Source organism: Hymenobacter arizonensis (genome assembly GCF_900115775.1).
GTDB classification, from domain to species: Bacteria; Bacteroidota; Bacteroidia; order Cytophagales; family Hymenobacteraceae; genus Hymenobacter; species Hymenobacter arizonensis.
On sequence record NZ_FOXS01000003.1, the window covers coordinates 62661 to 77804 of the forward strand.

General features: G+C 58.5%; 12 protein-coding genes and 1 pseudogene. 11 read left to right on the top strand and 2 right to left on the bottom strand.

The genetic code is table 11. The annotated features are described in order from the left end of the window. Positions 1-148: 148 nt before the first annotated feature. The 10 genes and pseudogenes from BMZ66_RS11985 (at position 149) to BMZ66_RS12030 (ending at position 10921) form a co-directional block, all read left to right on the top strand. Positions 149-1948 carry an OstA-like protein gene (locus tag BMZ66_RS11985; RefSeq protein ID WP_177204703.1) on the top strand — a complete coding sequence of 600 codons (1800 nt, stop codon included), beginning with the start codon at positions 149-151 and terminating at the stop codon, positions 1946-1948. A gap of 104 nt (positions 1949-2052) precedes the next feature. Then, positions 2053-2883, top strand: coding sequence for an outer membrane protein assembly factor BamD (locus tag BMZ66_RS11990; protein WP_092674708.1), 831 nt, complete (start codon positions 2053-2055; stop codon positions 2881-2883). Positions 2884-2903: 20 nt separating this feature from the next. Continuing rightward, complete coding sequence (locus BMZ66_RS11995) at positions 2904-3251, top strand: DNA-directed RNA polymerase subunit omega (RefSeq protein WP_068197730.1); 348 nt, start codon at positions 2904-2906, stop codon at positions 3249-3251. Between the two features lie 162 nt (positions 3252-3413). Beyond that, a pseudogene (locus tag BMZ66_RS12000) lies at positions 3414-3986 on the top strand (flavoprotein); the annotation flags it as partial. Positions 3987-4292: 306 nt separating this feature from the next. Further along, positions 4293-4943, top strand: a complete 651-nt coding sequence (locus BMZ66_RS12005; RefSeq protein WP_092673282.1) for a phosphopantothenoylcysteine decarboxylase domain-containing protein — start codon at positions 4293-4295, stop codon at positions 4941-4943. Continuing rightward, on the top strand, positions 4940-5863 hold the full coding sequence (gene porD / locus BMZ66_RS12010) for a type IX secretion system protein PorD (RefSeq protein WP_092673285.1): 924 nt from the start codon (positions 4940-4942) through the stop codon (positions 5861-5863). Before BMZ66_RS12005 ends, porD begins: the two co-directional genes overlap by 4 nt. 129 nt (positions 5864-5992) lie before the next feature. Next, positions 5993-7669 carry a DNA repair protein RecN gene (gene recN / locus BMZ66_RS12015; RefSeq protein WP_092673288.1) on the top strand — a complete coding sequence of 559 codons (1677 nt, stop codon included), beginning with the start codon at positions 5993-5995 and terminating at the stop codon, positions 7667-7669. A gap of 213 nt (positions 7670-7882) precedes the next feature. Continuing rightward, on the top strand, positions 7883-8713 hold the full coding sequence (locus BMZ66_RS12020; protein ID WP_092674711.1) for an enoyl-ACP reductase FabI: 831 nt from the start codon (positions 7883-7885) through the stop codon (positions 8711-8713). A 278-nt stretch (positions 8714-8991) separates the two neighbouring features. Continuing rightward, positions 8992-9945 carry a pectinesterase family protein gene (locus BMZ66_RS12025; protein ID WP_092673290.1) on the top strand — a complete coding sequence of 318 codons (954 nt, stop codon included), beginning with the start codon at positions 8992-8994 and terminating at the stop codon, positions 9943-9945. 4 nt (positions 9946-9949) lie between these two features. Further along, positions 9950-10921 carry a pectinesterase family protein gene (locus tag BMZ66_RS12030; protein ID WP_092673293.1) on the top strand — a complete coding sequence of 324 codons (972 nt, stop codon included), beginning with the start codon at positions 9950-9952 and terminating at the stop codon, positions 10919-10921. Between the two features lie 148 nt (positions 10922-11069). Here BMZ66_RS12030 and BMZ66_RS12035 read toward each other — a convergent pair whose 3' ends face one another. Next, positions 11070-11993 (bottom strand): D-2-hydroxyacid dehydrogenase, encoded by a 924-nt coding sequence (locus BMZ66_RS12035; RefSeq protein WP_369407593.1) that lies wholly within the window; start codon positions 11991-11993, stop codon positions 11070-11072. A gap of 428 nt (positions 11994-12421) precedes the next feature. On the opposite strand from BMZ66_RS12035, the gene BMZ66_RS12045 reads away from it, so the two are divergent. Further along, entirely contained in the window at positions 12422-13726 is a 1305-nt protein-coding gene (locus BMZ66_RS12045; protein WP_092673302.1) for a cytochrome P450, read from the top strand. 352 nt (positions 13727-14078) lie between these two features. Here the strand turns inward: BMZ66_RS12045 and BMZ66_RS12050 are convergent, their stop codons facing one another. Then, the gene (locus BMZ66_RS12050) at positions 14079-14900 is read right to left on the bottom strand and encodes an SDR family NAD(P)-dependent oxidoreductase (protein ID WP_092673305.1); all 822 of its coding nucleotides are present in this window, start codon (positions 14898-14900) and stop codon (positions 14079-14081) included. Positions 14901-15144 lie beyond the last annotated feature (244 nt).

Genomic DNA, 15144 nt, shown 5'->3' on the forward strand with positions numbered 1-15144 from the left:
TGTAGCAACCCAACCGAAACAACGAAGCGAGCGAGATGCTTCGCTGCGCTCTGCATGACGGCCCAGTTTGTGAAGCCGGCATGCCTTTGGGTACTACACCGCAAAGATGGCCGTTAGCGCGGGGCCCATCCGTACCTTTGACCACCGAATGTCCTCAACACGCATCTTTTTTCTTCTGCTCATTGTGCTGCTGCCGTTGCTCGGGCAGGCGCAGCGCTCCGCTCCGGCGCCCGCCCGCCCGGCGCCTGCCCGTCCGGGAGCGGCAAGCAAGGCCCCAGCAAAGGGCGCGCCCATTCAGCTGCTGACGGCTGGCTCGCTGGTGGGCGGCGATTTCAACGGGGCCAAAATTCGCAAGCTGCTCGGCAACGTGAGCTTTCAGCAGGAAGACACGTTCCTGTACTGCGACTCAGCCTACCAGTACCTCGACCGCAACCAGGTGGAAGCCTTCAGCAACGTGCGCGTGCTGCAGAGCGATACCATGACCATCACAGGCGATAAAGGCTTTTACGACGGCGACAAGCGAACAGCCCGCATGGAAGGCAACGTGGTGATGCGCGATACCCGCATGACCCTAACCACGCCCAGTCTGGTCTACGACCTCAATCGCAAAACAGCTTCCTACACCGAAACCGGCCACCTCACCGACCCGCAAAACACCCTCGATAGCCAGCAAGGCTTCTACGATACCAATTCCAAGGTCTTCGTGTTTACGAACAACGTGCACCTCGTCACGCCCGACTCTGAGCTGAACAACGACCTGCTGCGCTATAATACAATCTCGAAAATTGCCTACTTCGACGGGCCTACGCGCATCAAAGGCAAGGATGGAGACTTATATGCAGAGGGAGGGAATTATAACACCATTACCCGGGTATCGAACTTTCAGAAGAACGCCAAAATTGATACGCCCAACTACCGGCTAGGCGGCGACAAACTGGTGTACGATGAGGTGAAACAGTATGGCTTGGCCACCGGCCACGTGAGCCTGATTTCCAAAAAAGACAACCTGACCCTGCGCGGCGATGTGGGCCGCTACTGGCGGGGCCTGGGCCGCACCAAGCTCTACGGCGGCCGGCCAGTGGTGCGCAACATCAGCGAGAAGGACACCTTATATATGGCCGCCGACACGCTGATAAGCATGGAGGCCCGCCCCGGCCAAACCACCACCCGCACGGTACTCTATGCCTACCCCAAGGTGCAGATATTCCGGGGCAACCTGCAGGGCATCTGCGACTCGCTGACCTACGACCGGCAAGACAGCATCATTTACCTCAATCGCGGCCCCGTGCTGTGGCAGGCCAAAAACCAGCTCACGGCCGATTCGATGCAGATTCGCTCGAAGCGGGGCCGCATCGATGAGATGCGGCTGTATGCCAACGCCTTTGCCGTTGACCAGGATACACTCTTGAACTTTAACCAAACCAAGGGCCGCAACATGATGGCCTACTTCCGCGAGAACAAGCTGCGGCGCGTAGACGTGCTCGGCAACGCGGAAAGCATCTTTTATGCTCTCGACAACGACACCGCCACCACGGGCATGAACCGGGTGCTGTCGGCCAACATGCGGATGCTGTTCGTGGATAGCAAGCTGAACAAAATCACAGTGCTCACCAATCCGGAAGCCAAATTCTTCCCGCCCCATGAGCTGAAGCCCGACGACGAGCGTCTCAAAGGCTTTCAGTGGCGGGCCAAGGAACGGCCCACCCGCCGCCAGGTGTTGGGCAAGCAGTTCGACGACCGGCCCAAAAAGCGACCTGCTCCCAAAAAGAAGGCTGCGCCGGCTGCCAAGCGGAATCCCAAAGCAAAAACACCCCCCGCCAAAGTGCCTGCCAAAGCCACCCCGTCCAAGCTCCCAGTGCCCCCGAAGCCGGTGAGTTCGCCCGCCAAGCCCGCGGCCATTGCGCTGCCGCCCAGGCAGCCTGCCACCAAACCAGCACCGCGGCCTTAGCTGCAACCTTTCCTCCTCTTCTGGCACTCTTGGTTCCGGCGGCCCAACCCGAAGCGCTGCGCCGCTTGTCTTCGCCGGCTCAAATCGTTACCTTTGCACCCCTTATGCCGATTTCCCGCCTCACGGTTCTTTTTCTGCTTGTTAGTACGCTCGTACTAGGCTCCTGTGCCAGCAGCTACCAACGTTTGTTGAAGAGCCCCGACGTTAATAAAAAGTACGAAGCTGCCATTGCGTACTACGAAAAGGGTGACTTCTTCCGGGCCGGTACCCTGCTCGAAGACCTGATTCCGCTGCTGAAAGGCCGGCCCGAAGCCGAAAAGGCTCAGTTCTACTTTGCCAATACGAACTACAAGCAGCGCAACTACGTGCTGAGTGCGTTCTATTTCAAGCAGTTCAACGACACTTACCCAAACTCGGAGTATGCCGAGGAATCGGCGTTTCTGAACTCAAAATCGCTGTTTCTGGACTCGCCTGGCTTTGAGCTCGACCAAACCAATACCGTGTCGGCCCTCGAATCCATTCAGGATTTTCTGAACCGTTACCCCGAAAGCAAGTTCAGGGCTGAGACGGAGAATATGTCGCAGGAGCTGCAGAAGAAGCTGGAAAACAAAGCTTTTGAAAGCGCTAAGCTGTACTATCAGCTCCGCTACAACCAGGCGGCCGTGGTGGCCCTCACCAATTTTCAACAAGATTATCCGGCCTCGATTTTTGCCGAGCAAGCCGCGTTTCTTCGCCTAACGGCCCAATATGCGTGGGCTCAGGAAAGCATCGAGTCCAAGCAGCGCGAGCGGTTTTCGGAAGCGGTAAGCTTTTATCAGCAATTTCTGGATGCCTACCCCCGTAGCAAAAACATAAAGGCAGCCCAGGAAATGTACGACGTCAGCCAGGCCCAGATTGTCAAGTTGAAAGACGTTCCTGCGTCGGCCTCTAACTAATTTGTAATTAATATCAGCCCATGAAACCTAATCCTAACACCCCGTCGAGCTCCATCATCACGCGCAACGTGGCCGACATCACCGGCGACAACGGCAACGTGTACGAGGCCATCGCCGTGATTTCCAAGCGCGCCAACCAGCTGTCGGTAAAGCTGAAGGAAGAGCTGAACGACCGTTTGGCCGAGTTCGCTTCGACCGTCGACAACCTGGAAGAAGTGTTCGAGAACCGCGAGCAAATCGAGGTTTCCAAGCAGTACGAGCGCATGCCCAAGCCCACTAGCCTCGCCATTGAGGAGTTCCTGCAGGGCAAAATCCAGTACACCACGCCCGAGCCGGAAGAGATTCCAGTACCCCGCGAGCTGTTCTAGGGGCGTTTGACCCTCCTTCGAGGGTCCTATTATAAAAGAACGTCATGCTGAGCTTGCCGAAGCATCTCTATCGCAGCAGCTAACTAAGTTTAGTATTGCGGTAGAGATGCTTCGGCAAGCTCAGCATGACGTTCTTTTGTGCTACACACAAGCTGAATAGCAATGCCCGAATCCAGCAATCCGCTTCCTACAACGGTCCTTTCCGGACGCCGCATTCTGTTGGGCGTCAGTGCCAGCATTGCTGCCTACAAAGCCGCCCCGCTCACCCGCCTACTCGTCAAAGCCGGGGCCGAGGTGCAGGTCATTCTGACCGAAGCCGCTGCCGCTTTCGTGACGCCGCTCACGCTGGGCACTCTCTCTAAAAAGCCCGTGCTGACGGGCTTTTTGCGTGATGCCGCCGCCGGGGAGTGGCACAACCACGTAGAACTGGGGCTGTGGGCCGACGCCTTGGTGATTGCGCCCGCCAGTGCCAATACTATCGGCCAGTTGGCCAATGGCTTGTGCCCCAATCTGCTGTGCGCCGTGTATTTATCGGCCCGCTGCCCGGTTTTTCTGGCCCCAGCCATGGACGTGGATATGTTTGCGCACCCGGCCGTCACTCAGAATCTAACGCGCCTGCGCTCTTTCGGCAACCACGTGTTCGACTCGCCGAGTGGCGAGCTGGCCAGTGGGCTGAGTGGTCCCGGCCGCATGCTGGAACCGGAGGAGATTGTGGTGGAGCTAGAACGATTTTTTGGGGGAACATGGGCGCGATGAATTTGCTGAGCCGTGCATTTGGCTCACCTGCGTGAACCTCACCCCTGCCGGGCACGGCCCCGGCCCTGCCGGGTACGACCCCTCTCCAAAAGAGAGGGGAGCCTGACGATTAACGAACGTCTTCGTAAGTCTACATCCGCGCCGCCGTGGCTCCCCTCTTTTTTGGAGAGGGGTCGTACCCGGCAGGGCCGGGGCCGTGCCCGGCAGGGGTGAGGTTACCCGCGTCAGAGTTGCCCTAGCCGAATCCCACCGCCCCAAAACGTTTTATCCTTCTCATCTCCCAGAATGCACATCCTTCTCACCGCCGGCCCAACTTACGAGCCCCTCGACCCTGTCCGTTTCCTCGGCAACCGCTCGACGGGCAAGATGGGCTACGCCATAGCAGAAGCCTTTGCTGCCCAGGGCGCGGAAGTGACACTCATCAGCGGCCCCAGCTACTTGCCGGACCCGGCCAGCCCGCGCATCCGCACCGTGCGGGTGGAGACGGCGGCGGAGATGTATGCAGCAGCCTCAGAAGTAGCTTTGGAGGCCGATGTGTGGGTATTTGCCGCCGCGGTAGCCGACTACCGGCCGGCCAAGGTAGGGGTGGATAAGATTAAAAAGTCCGGTGAAACGCTCACCCTGGAGCTGGTGAAAAACGTGGACATCGCAGCTACCCTCGGCCAACGCAAGCGACCTGAACAATTTGCTGTAGGTTTTGCGTTGGAGACTACAAACGAGCTGGCCCACGCTCAGGACAAGCTGCGCCGCAAGAAATTCGACCTCATTGTATTGAATTCCCTGCGCGACGCGGGCGCGGGGTTTGGCCACGACACCAACAAGGTGACCGTGCTGGATGCCGCCGGCCAAATCGTTAATTTTGAGTTGCAGTCCAAAGCCGAAGTGGCCCGCGGACTGGTAAGCCTGATTATGGCCAAATTGAACCCTGCCCCATGATGCGAAAACTTCTCGCGTTTCTGCCGATGCTCTTGCTGCTACTAGCAGATGGGCCCGCGGCCCGTGCCCAAGAGCTACTGGCCGAAGTGCAGGTGACGACCCAAAACGTCACCATCACAGACCCCACCATCGTGACGCAGATGCAGAACGACATCCGCAACTTCCTGAACACCCGTTCTTTTTCTGCCCAAACCTATAGGCCTGAGGAGCGGATTCGGTTGCGTGTCTTCATCGGCATCACGGCCATCCCCCAGAACGGCACTTACAATTCCACTATGCGCCTGATTTCGACGCGCCCGGTGTACGGTACCGGCTACGAAACCAACGTCATCAGCGTGGTCGACCGGAGTTTTAACTTCAACTACTCGCCGCAGAATCCCCTGGACTTCTCGCCCAACAGCTTCGTGTCCAATCTCTCGTCGTTGCTGGGGTACTATGCCTATATGGTCATCGGCATCGACCGCGACACGTATGCCCGCCTTGGGGGAACGCAGTTTTACGAGCTGGCCCGCAACGTGGTAAACTACTCCGCGAACCAGACCAGCACCAGCGAACAAGACGAAGGCTGGCGCGGCACGGGCTCACGGGAGCGCCACTTCCTGCTCGACAACATCACCGACCCGCAATTTGAGTCTTTCCGCACGGGCTTGTATGGTTATTACCGCCAGGGTTTGGACCTGTTTATTGAAAAGCCCGACGAAGCCCGCGCATCGGTGATGACGTCGCTGAGCGGAATTCAGCGCGCCGCGGTCACGCGCCCCGGTACCTTGTTTGCGCGCGCTTTCTTCGATGCGAAAGCTGATGAGATTGCTAACATATTCCGCACCAGTCAGGACCAGCAGCAGAAGCAGCAGCTCGTGACCATGCTCACGGAAGTGGACCCGACGAATTCGGCCAAATACCAAACGGTACTTAAATAATTATGAGTTAAGAATTCATAACGGTCATGCAGAGCGCAGCGAAGCATCTCGCGTGTGTAGTGACTCAATGAGATGAATTACTTAAGCACGCGAGATGCTTCGCTGCGCTCTGCATGACGCAACAACTTTATGTTAGTCGATTTACGAATTAAGAATTACGCTCTTATTGAGCAGCTGGAGCTGCGTCCGTCGCCGCTATTAAATATAATTACGGGTGAAACCGGGGCCGGCAAATCTATTATGTTGGGTGCCATCGGCTTGCTGCTTGGCAACCGCGCCGACTCGCGCATGCTGTTCGATACGGAGCGTAAATGTGTGATTGAAGGCCAGTTTGACATTGCTAATTATCAGCTGCAGGACATCTTCGAAGCCGAAGATTTAGACTATGATGTGCAGTGCATTCTGCGGCGGGAAATTAGCCCCAACGGCAAGTCGCGTGCTTTTGTGAACGACACGCCAGTGACCCTGGATGCGTTGCGTAAAATAGGCGCCAATCTGATGGACATTCACTCACAGCACGACACTTTGCTGCTGGGCGATGCCGTATTTCAGCTCAACCTGCTGGACCTATATGCCGGCTTGGTGCCGCAACGCACCCACTACAGCAACGCCTACCGCCAGTACCGCAAGTTGGAAGCCGACTTGCAAACCTTGGAAAGCCAAGCCGCGCAAGCCAGCAAGGAACTCGATTACAATAGCTTCTTGCTAAACGAGCTGGAGGAAGCCCGCCTCGACACCGAAGACCAGGACGCGCTGGAGCAGGAAGTAAAGCAGCTGGAGCACGCCGAGGAAATTAAGTACAAGCTGAGCCAGGCCCTGCACGGCCTGCGCGACAGCGAGAGCTGCGCCACTGGCACCATGAAAGAAGCATCGGTGCTGCTGGGCCAGGTGGCCACCTATGCCGACAACTTCAAGGAACTGCGTGAGCGCCTGGAAAGCTGCCTGATTGAGCTGCACGACATCGCCGACGAGGTGGAGGTGGCCGAGCGCCGCACCGAAGGCGACCCCGCCCGCGCCGAAGAGTTGCAGGACCGCCTCAACGTGCTCTACACGCTGCAGCGCAAGCACCAGGCCCGCGACCTGCCGGGCCTCATTACGGTGCGCGACGAGCTGCGCCAGAAAGTAAGCTCGGTGTTGGGCCTCGATAAGGAAATAGCCCGCCTGCGCAAGGATTCGGACGCTGCCCTAGCCGCCGTTACCAAGCAAGCTGCCAAGCTCTCGGAAAGCCGCCGCAAGTCGTTCCCGACGTTTGAAAAGCAGCTGGGTTTGCTGCTGGCCGACCTCGGCATGCCGCACGCCCGCATTGTGGTGCAGCACAGCGTGGGGGCGCCTGCTACCAGCGGTACCGACGTGGTGAGCATTCTGTTCACCGCCAACAAAGGCGCCCAGCCCCAGACGCTGAGCAAAGCCGCTTCGGGCGGAGAGTTTTCGCGCCTGATGCTGTGCATCAAGTACATGCTGGCCGATAAAACGGCGCTGCCCACGATAGTATTCGACGAAATTGATACGGGTATTTCCGGCGAGATTGCCGTGAAGGTGGGCCGTATGATGCAACAGATGGCGCAGAAGCACCAGTTGGTGGCTATTTCGCATCTTCCGCAAATGGCCGCCGCCGGCGACGTGCACTACTTTGTGTACAAAGAGGACCGTGCCGACCGTACGGTGAGCCGCATCCGGGAGCTGAACCAGGACGACCGCATCAAGGAAATCGCGCACATGATTGCGGGGGCCAAGCCCAGCGAGAATGCGTTCCAGAGTGCGCGGGAGCTGCTGGCGCTACGGGGCGAAGTGGCTCCGGCGGCGTAACGTTTGTCATTGCGAGCGGAGCGAAGCAATCCGTCCTATTCTCAGCGACCAGCCTAATAATGTGACGAGCCATTTGAGACGAGCCCGCTAACTTGCCGGTGCAAATCCAATGGTTGGGTTTGTCGCATCTCAAGGCTAGTCGCTGAGACCAGGACGGATTGCTTCGCTCCGCTCGCAATGACAGGCTGCAACTACACATTCCACCACAACACCATGCCCAGTAACCTCCTCGCCGGCAAAGTCGGCATTATTTCCGGCGCCCTCAACGACCAATCCATTGCCTGGAAAGTGGCCCAACGGGCCCACGCCGAAGGCGCCCGCTTTGTGCTTACCAACGCGCCGCTGGCCATGCGCATGGGCGAAATCAACAAGCTGAGCGAGGAGTGCAACGCGCCCATCATCCCGGCCGATGCTACGTCGACGGAAGAGCTGGAGGCGCTGTTTTCGGGAGCACAGGAGCAGCTGGGCGGCAAGATTGACTTTGTGCTGCACAGCATTGGCATGAGCGCCAACATCCGCAAAAAGAAGCACTACGGCGAGTTGGATTACAAATTCTTCCAGCAAACCATCGACGTTTCGGCCATGTCGTTTCATAAGATGATGGCCGTGGCCGAGAAGCAGGACGCCATGAACGAGTGGGGCAGCATTGTGGCCTTGAGCTACATCGCTGCCCAGCGTGCCTTTCTCGACTACACCGACATGACCCAGGCCAAGGCCATGCTCGAAAGCATTGCCCGCAGCTACGGCCAGCGTTTCGGCAAGCTGAAGAAGGTGCGCGTGAACACTGTGTCGCAGTCGCCGACTAAGACCACGGCTGGCACCGGCATCACCGGATTTGATGCGTTCTACAACTTCGCCGACATGATGTCGCCGCTGGGCAACGCTCCCGCCGAGGCCTGCGCCGACTACTGCATCTCGCTGTTCTCGGACCTAACCCGCTACGTGACCATGCAGAACCTGATGCACGACGGCGGCTTCAGCACCACGGGCATCTCAGCTGAGATTGTGGATGTGATGACCAAAGCGGCCGGCGCGCAGGAATAAGTGCAGCACATCTTTGAAAGAGAAAGCCCGGCCGGTTGGTCGGGCTTTTTTGTGCTTCTATCATGCTGAGCTTGCGAAGCATCTTATCACGTCTGCTGTAATCGTTGTGGCGTGATAAGATGCTTCGCAAGCTCAGCATGACAGACGAAATGGAAAACGACTCTTGCTCACCTTGCGGATAGCGGCCTGTCGGCAACGTTGCCGGCATCGATTGCGCAGAAAAAACGCGGTTTCGGGGCAGTTACCCGCTAGGTTTACGGAACACTACCCGACAAACTATGAAGCATCTTGTGTTGATTTTAGCCTTGTGCTGGCTGGCGCTGGGCCGTGCTGGGGCTTATGATTTTGTGGTGGCGCAGGATGGCAGCGGTAAGTTTCGCACCGTGCAGGAGGCCATAAATGCTGTGCCCGATTTTCGGAAGAAGGTGACTACCATCTTCATCAAAAAAGGGACTTACAAGGAGAAGCTTATTTTGGCGGGCACCAAGCAATACGTGAAGCTGATTGGCGAGGACCGCGACAAAACCATCCTGACCTACGACGACTACAATCAGAAAAAGAACATTTTTGGGGAGGACAAGGGCACGTCGGGCTCGTCGAGCTGCTATTTGTACGGCAATGATTTTTCGGCCGAGAACCTGACGTTTGCAAACTCGTCGGGGCCGGTGGGGCAGGCAGTTGCGGTATGGGTGGCCGGCGATAGGTCGGCGTTTGTGAACTGCCGTTTTCTGGGGTTTCAGGACACGCTGTATACCTACGGGCCCGGCAGCCGGCAATTTTATAAGAACTGCTACATCGAAGGGACTACCGATTTCATCTTCGGCTCGGGCACGGCGTGGTTTGAGGACTGCGAGATTTTCTGCAAAAAGGGCGGCCTGTACATCACGGCGGCCTCGACGCCCGACACCACGCGGTTTGGGTATGTGTTTCGGAACTGCCGCATCACGGGCGATGCTCCGGCCGGCAGTTTCGCGCTGGGCCGGCCCTGGCGTCCCTACGCCAAAACTGTGTACCTGAACTGCCAACTCGGTCCCGTAATTGGCCCTGCTGGCTGGGACCATTGGGGCAAGGAAACCAACAAGCAGACCGCCTACTACGCCGAGTACCAGAGCAAGGGGCCCGGTGCCGCGCCCAAGCAGCGCGTGCCGTGGTCGCATCAGTTAACCGAGGCCGAAGCCCAGCAATACACACTCCAAAACGTGCTGCGCGGCTGGAACCCGCAGGCGAACTAAGCCCATGAGCCGATTCTTCCTCGCGGGCTTTGTTGCCCTGCTAACTACCGGCGAATCGTGGGCGCAGGTAGCGCCGCCCGCCGGCGCCCTAGTTGTCGCTCTGGATGGCTCCGGGGCTTACCGCACCGTGCAGGAAGCCGTGAATGCCGTGCCCGACCAATCGCAGAAGCCAGTTATCATCTTTATCAAAAAAGGCACGTATCGCGAAAAGCTGGTGGTGCCGACGCTGAAAGTCCGCCTGCGGCTAGTGGGGGAGGACAAGGACCAAACCACCATCACCTTCAACGATCATACCGGTGACGTGGCTGGGCACAATACCTACAACTCGTATTCGGTGCTGGTGCAGGCCAACGAGTTCGCGGCGGAAAATATCACCTTCGAGAATAATGCCGGCTATACCGCCGGACAGGCGGTTGCGCTGCATGTGGAAGGTGACCGGGCGACCTTCAAAAACTGCCGCATGGTTGGCAACCAGGACGTGATTTTTCTGGCCACCGACGGCAGCCGCCAGTACTTCCAGGATTGCTACATCGAGGGCACTACCGACTTTATTTTTGGGGCCAGCACGGCGGTGTTTGACCGTTGCACCATCAAGAGCAAGAAAAATTCCTTCATCACGGCGGCCTCGACTACGGCCCAGCAGCCTTTTGGCTTCGTGTTCCTCAACTGCAAGCTGACGGCCGATACCACGCTGGCCAAAAAGGTGCACCTGGGCCGGCCCTGGCGCCCCAATGCGCGGGTGGTGTACCTCAACACCGAGATGGGCGCCCACATTGTGCCAGCAGGTTGGGAAAACTGGAAGAACCCCGAGAACGAGAAGACAGCTTATTTCGCGGAATACAAATCATCGGGCCCCGGTGCTAACCCAAAGGCGCGAGTTGCCTGGTCGCACCAGCTCACGGCCAAGGAGGCTAAGCGATACAAGCTCAAGACGATTTTCGTGGGTAAGGAGGCTTGGAAGCCGGCTGTGAAATAGCGGAGGCAATTAATTCAGTTGGGCTGACCAACCATTTGCGCTTGTCATGCTGAGCTTGCGAAGCATCTTATCACGTTGCAGCGATTCGCTGCAACGTGATAAGATGCTTCGCAAGCTCAGCATGACAGGCGGTTTTGAACATTCAAGATTAATACCCGCGGCTTAATTCGACCAGATTCTCCAGCAGCTCGCCGTTCTGGAACAAGCTCAAGTTGCGGAGTAGCACGTCTACTTTTCCTTCGTCTTCGAAGGGCTGGCCGCCGCCGGTGTGCTGGGTGAGCAATACGTTGGGCAGAGACCAGAGCGAGTTCTCGGTGGGGATGGGCTCGGTGGCGGTTACGTCGAGCACGGCCCCGCCCAGGTGGCCGGATTGCAGGGCGGCGATGAGGGCCGGCTCGTCGGTGGTGTTGCCGCGGCCTACACTGGCGTAGATGCTGCCGGGGCGCATGGCGGCTACCAAATCAGCGGAGAAAAAGCCTTCGGCGCTACCGGGAAGGCAGTTGACTACAATGTCGGTGTCGGGCAGCACGGCTTTTAGTTCTTCCTTAGAATGTAATTGTGCTTGCGGGTCGGTACGGGCTAGCAGCTGGGTGTAGCACTCAAACCCCGTGAGCTGCAGGCGCACGGCCTGGCCTATGGCGCCGGCCCCGAGAATGACCACCCGCCGACGGCGCAGCAGCTGGGCGCGGTTGCGAACGTAGGCGCCGCCCACCCATTTTTTCTGGGTTTGCAGCACGGCCAACTCGGGGAGGTGACGGTAGAGGGCGAGTAGGCCCGCGACCATGGTTTCGGCACAGGGCCAAGCGAAAAAGTCGCCGAGATTGGCCACCGGAATGCTTAACTGCAGGTGACGGTAGCGCTCGAAGCCGGAAGAATCGATTTGCCAGAAGCGGAGGTTGGGCAGGGCATTGGCGAACCACGCGGGTGGCGGATTGCCGAGCAGCACCTCGGCGGCTTGTAGGGCCTCCTGCTGCTGGTCGGGGGAGAGGTCGTGGCTGAAAGTAGCGGAGATGTCGGCGGGCAGGTGGGCTTCTAAATGCTGCCGGGCGGGCGCACTTAGGGGTGAATACACAAAAAGACGCATGATGAAGCTAAAGCGAAGCGGGAGGCGATGAGGTAGGAGGTAGGTATACGGGTTTCTGCAAAGGTGCTGCCTCAAAGCAGAGATTTTAGAGCGGTTTCGAAGATGCTGCACTGTAGCGCGGACTTTTAGTCCGCGACCCCTCCCAACCAGGCGGTCCGCGGACTAAAAGTCCGCGCTACTTTACACCGACCGCGAAACCGCTCTAGCAGCAGCAACCCGGAGTGGTCGTAAATAATCAGTTGAAAAATGACCTGAACGGTAAGTTTGGCATAGGTAATTGATAACGTGAATATTGCATGCTGATAGCTGGAATTTTTAAGCTCAACGGCCGCCGGATTGGGGTGCATCCATTGGCATAAGGACCCGTAGGAAATAGTAAGCATGGGCCTTTGCTGGCCCCTTTTTTCTTAGCTGCTATGCCCACTATTCCCCGCGACACCAGCTTCGACAGCACCCTGGACGTGCTGCGCGAAGGCTTTCCGTTCATCCTCAACCGCAGCCAGCGCTACCAGACCGACATTTTCCAGAGCCGGCTGCTGCTGCAGAAAGTTATTTGCCTGCACGGCCCGGAGGCCGCCGAGCTGTTCTACAACCCCGAGCGCTTCATGCGCAACGGAGCCGTGCCGCGCCGCATCCAAACCACTCTCATGGGCCAGGATGCCGTGCAAACCCACGACGGCCGCGAGCACCAGCAGCGCAAGCAGCTCTTCATGTCGATGATGAATCCGCAGAGCGTTCAGTACCTCATGGAGATAATGGCAGACGAATGGCGCGCTACGGCCCACGAATGGGAGCAGCAGCGCCAGGTCACGCTCTTCGCCGAGGCGCAGGATATCCTGTGCCGGGCCGCCTGCGCCTGGGTGGGCGTGCCCTTGCCGGAAGCCGACGTGCGCCAGCGGGCCCAGGATTTTGCCCTGATGGTGGATGCCTTCGGGGGCGTGGGGCCACGCCACGGCCGGGGCAAGCGCGCCCGCACCCGCTCTGAGCGCTGGATTCGGGACTTCATCAAGGAGGTGCGTCGGGGCGATGCCACCGTGCCACCAGGCTCACCGGCCGAAGCCATAGCCTGGTTTCGCGGCACCGACGGCGAGCCGTTCAGCAACCAGATGGCTGCCATTGAAATCATCAACCTGCTACGGCCCATTGTGGCCATTACCTACTACATCGCCTTTGCCGCAAAGGCCCTGGCCGAGTATCCGGCCTACCGGCAGCTGCTGCGCACAGTGCCCCGCTACGACCATTATTTCTCCCAGGAAGTTCGGCGCTTCTTCCCGTTCGGGCCATTTCTGGGCGCCCGTGTACGGGAGGACTTCGAATGGCACGGCTACAAATTCCCCAAGGGCACGCTCACGCTGCTCGACATCTACGGCACCCACCACGACGCCCGTTTCTGGCCCGACCCGGATACCTTCTACCCCGAGCGGTTTCGCGACCGGGAACCCACGCCGTTTGACCTTATTCCGCAGGGTGGCGGCGACTACGGTACCGGCCACCGCTGCGCCGGCGAGTGGATTACGATTGAATCGTTGAAGCTGGCGGTGAATTTTCTGACGAGGGAAGTGGAATACGATGTGCCCCCGCAGGACCTGAGCTACAGCCTGCAGCGTATGCCGACTTACCCGAAAAGTGGGGTGGTGCTGGAGCATGTGCGGCTGGTAGTAGGGCAGGACGCGAGGATGGAAGTGCAGGTAGATGAAGGGGCGAGGTGCCCATTTCATTAGGCGGGCCTGCTTGGTAGCACTGCACCCCTGGCGGAACCTCACCCCTGCCGGGCACCCCCGGCCCCTCTCCCGCGGAGAGGGGAGCCTGACGCCTGTCATTGCGAGCAGAGCGAAGCAATCCGTCCTGACGAAACCACACACTTCAATGAAACGAAAAGCCCCGGTACTGCACAGTACCGGGGCTTTGTCACATTATTAAGTTGGTCGCTGAGAACAGGACGGATTGCTTCGCTCTGCTCGCAATGACAGGTATTGTCAGGCTCTCCTCTCTTTTGGAGAGGGGCCGGGGCCGTGCCCGGCAGGGGTGAGGTTCCGCCCGGGGTGAGGTTTCACCAGCGAGCTTGCCTAACAACTAATACCGCGTGCCTTGGTGCGCACTCTCGTCGCCGTCCACGGGCGCACCCATCTTGTGCAGGTTAGCGGCCACCATGCTATCGGGAATGACGTTGCTCACGGCTACCTGCACCTTGTTCATAAAGCCGGAGATGACTTTGTCTTTGCCAGCTAGCAGGGCTTCGTAGCCGTCCTGAGCCACTTTGGCGGGGTCGGCGCGGCTGCCTTGCACCAGTTTCGAGCGCTCCATGTCGGCTTTGCGGAAGAAGTCGGTGTCGGTGACTCCGGGCAGCAGCGAGGTGATTTTGATGTTGTGCTCCTTCACTTCCTCGCGCACGGCTTCGGTGAAGGACGTGACGAAGGCCTTGGTGCCGTGGTACACGGCTTGCAGTGGGCCAGGCAGTTCACCGCCGATGCTGGAAACCTGCAGAATCATGCCGTCGTTGCGGTCCACCATGTCCTTGAGGAAGAGCTTGGTGAAGGTGACGTAGGCGCCGATGTTGAGCTGAATGATGTCGAGCTCACGGCCGATGTCGGTGGTGGTAAACAGGCCGTACTGGCCCTGGCCGGCGTTGTTCACCAGCGCGTCGATGCGGATGCCCCGGTCCCGGACTTCGTCGTACACTTCAAACGGTGCCTCGGGCCGGAACAGGTCTTTGGCGAGGGGCAGCACTTTCACGCCGAATTCCTCGCGTAGCTCCTGGGCGGTCCGTTCCAGTTGCTGCTGGTCGCGGGCAATGATGACGAGGTTGTAGTGGTCTTTAGCGAAGCAGTTGGCCAATTCGCGGCCAATGCCACTGGTAGCACCCGTAATAAGGGCGGCTCTGGGATGGTTTGCCATAGTTGTGGAAAGGTTAGGATGAAGATTATCCTAACGAAGCCGGCCAGCGTGCGGTTATGCTGGGCTTTCTCTTTCCGCTGAACTGCGGTGCTTATTTGCTGGCGCGCCTTAAGCGGCAATTTGGCACGTAATGCTTAGTAAGAATACTCGATGTACTGCTTCCACTGCGCCCATGAGAGCAGGTAAATGTTGTCGATGTTTACTCAACCCTATCAGCCCTATCAGTCCAAGTGGTCAGAAGCTA

Excerpts from the sequence above, each read along its gene's own strand:
- BMZ66_RS11985 (WP_177204703.1), top strand. The coding sequence starts at position 149 with ATGTCCTCAACACGCATCTTTTTTCTTCTGCTCATTGTGCTGCTGCCG.
- BMZ66_RS11990 (WP_092674708.1), top strand. The coding sequence starts at position 2,053 with ATGCCGATTTCCCGCCTCACGGTTCTTTTTCTGCTTGTTAGTACGCTC.
- BMZ66_RS11995 (WP_068197730.1), top strand. The coding sequence starts at position 2,904 with ATGAAACCTAATCCTAACACCCCGTCGAGCTCCATCATCACGCGCAAC.
- BMZ66_RS12005 (WP_092673282.1), top strand. The coding sequence starts at position 4,293 with ATGCACATCCTTCTCACCGCCGGCCCAACTTACGAGCCCCTCGACCCT.
- porD (WP_092673285.1), top strand. The coding sequence starts at position 4,940 with ATGATGCGAAAACTTCTCGCGTTTCTGCCGATGCTCTTGCTGCTACTA.
- recN (WP_092673288.1), top strand. The coding sequence starts at position 5,993 with ATGTTAGTCGATTTACGAATTAAGAATTACGCTCTTATTGAGCAGCTG.
- BMZ66_RS12020 (WP_092674711.1), top strand. The coding sequence starts at position 7,883 with ATGCCCAGTAACCTCCTCGCCGGCAAAGTCGGCATTATTTCCGGCGCC.
- BMZ66_RS12025 (WP_092673290.1), top strand. The coding sequence starts at position 8,992 with ATGAAGCATCTTGTGTTGATTTTAGCCTTGTGCTGGCTGGCGCTGGGC.
- BMZ66_RS12030 (WP_092673293.1), top strand. The coding sequence starts at position 9,950 with ATGAGCCGATTCTTCCTCGCGGGCTTTGTTGCCCTGCTAACTACCGGC.
- BMZ66_RS12045 (WP_092673302.1), top strand. The coding sequence starts at position 12,422 with ATGCCCACTATTCCCCGCGACACCAGCTTCGACAGCACCCTGGACGTG.
- BMZ66_RS12050 (WP_092673305.1), bottom strand. The coding sequence starts at position 14,900 with ATGGCAAACCATCCCAGAGCCGCCCTTATTACGGGTGCTACCAGTGGC.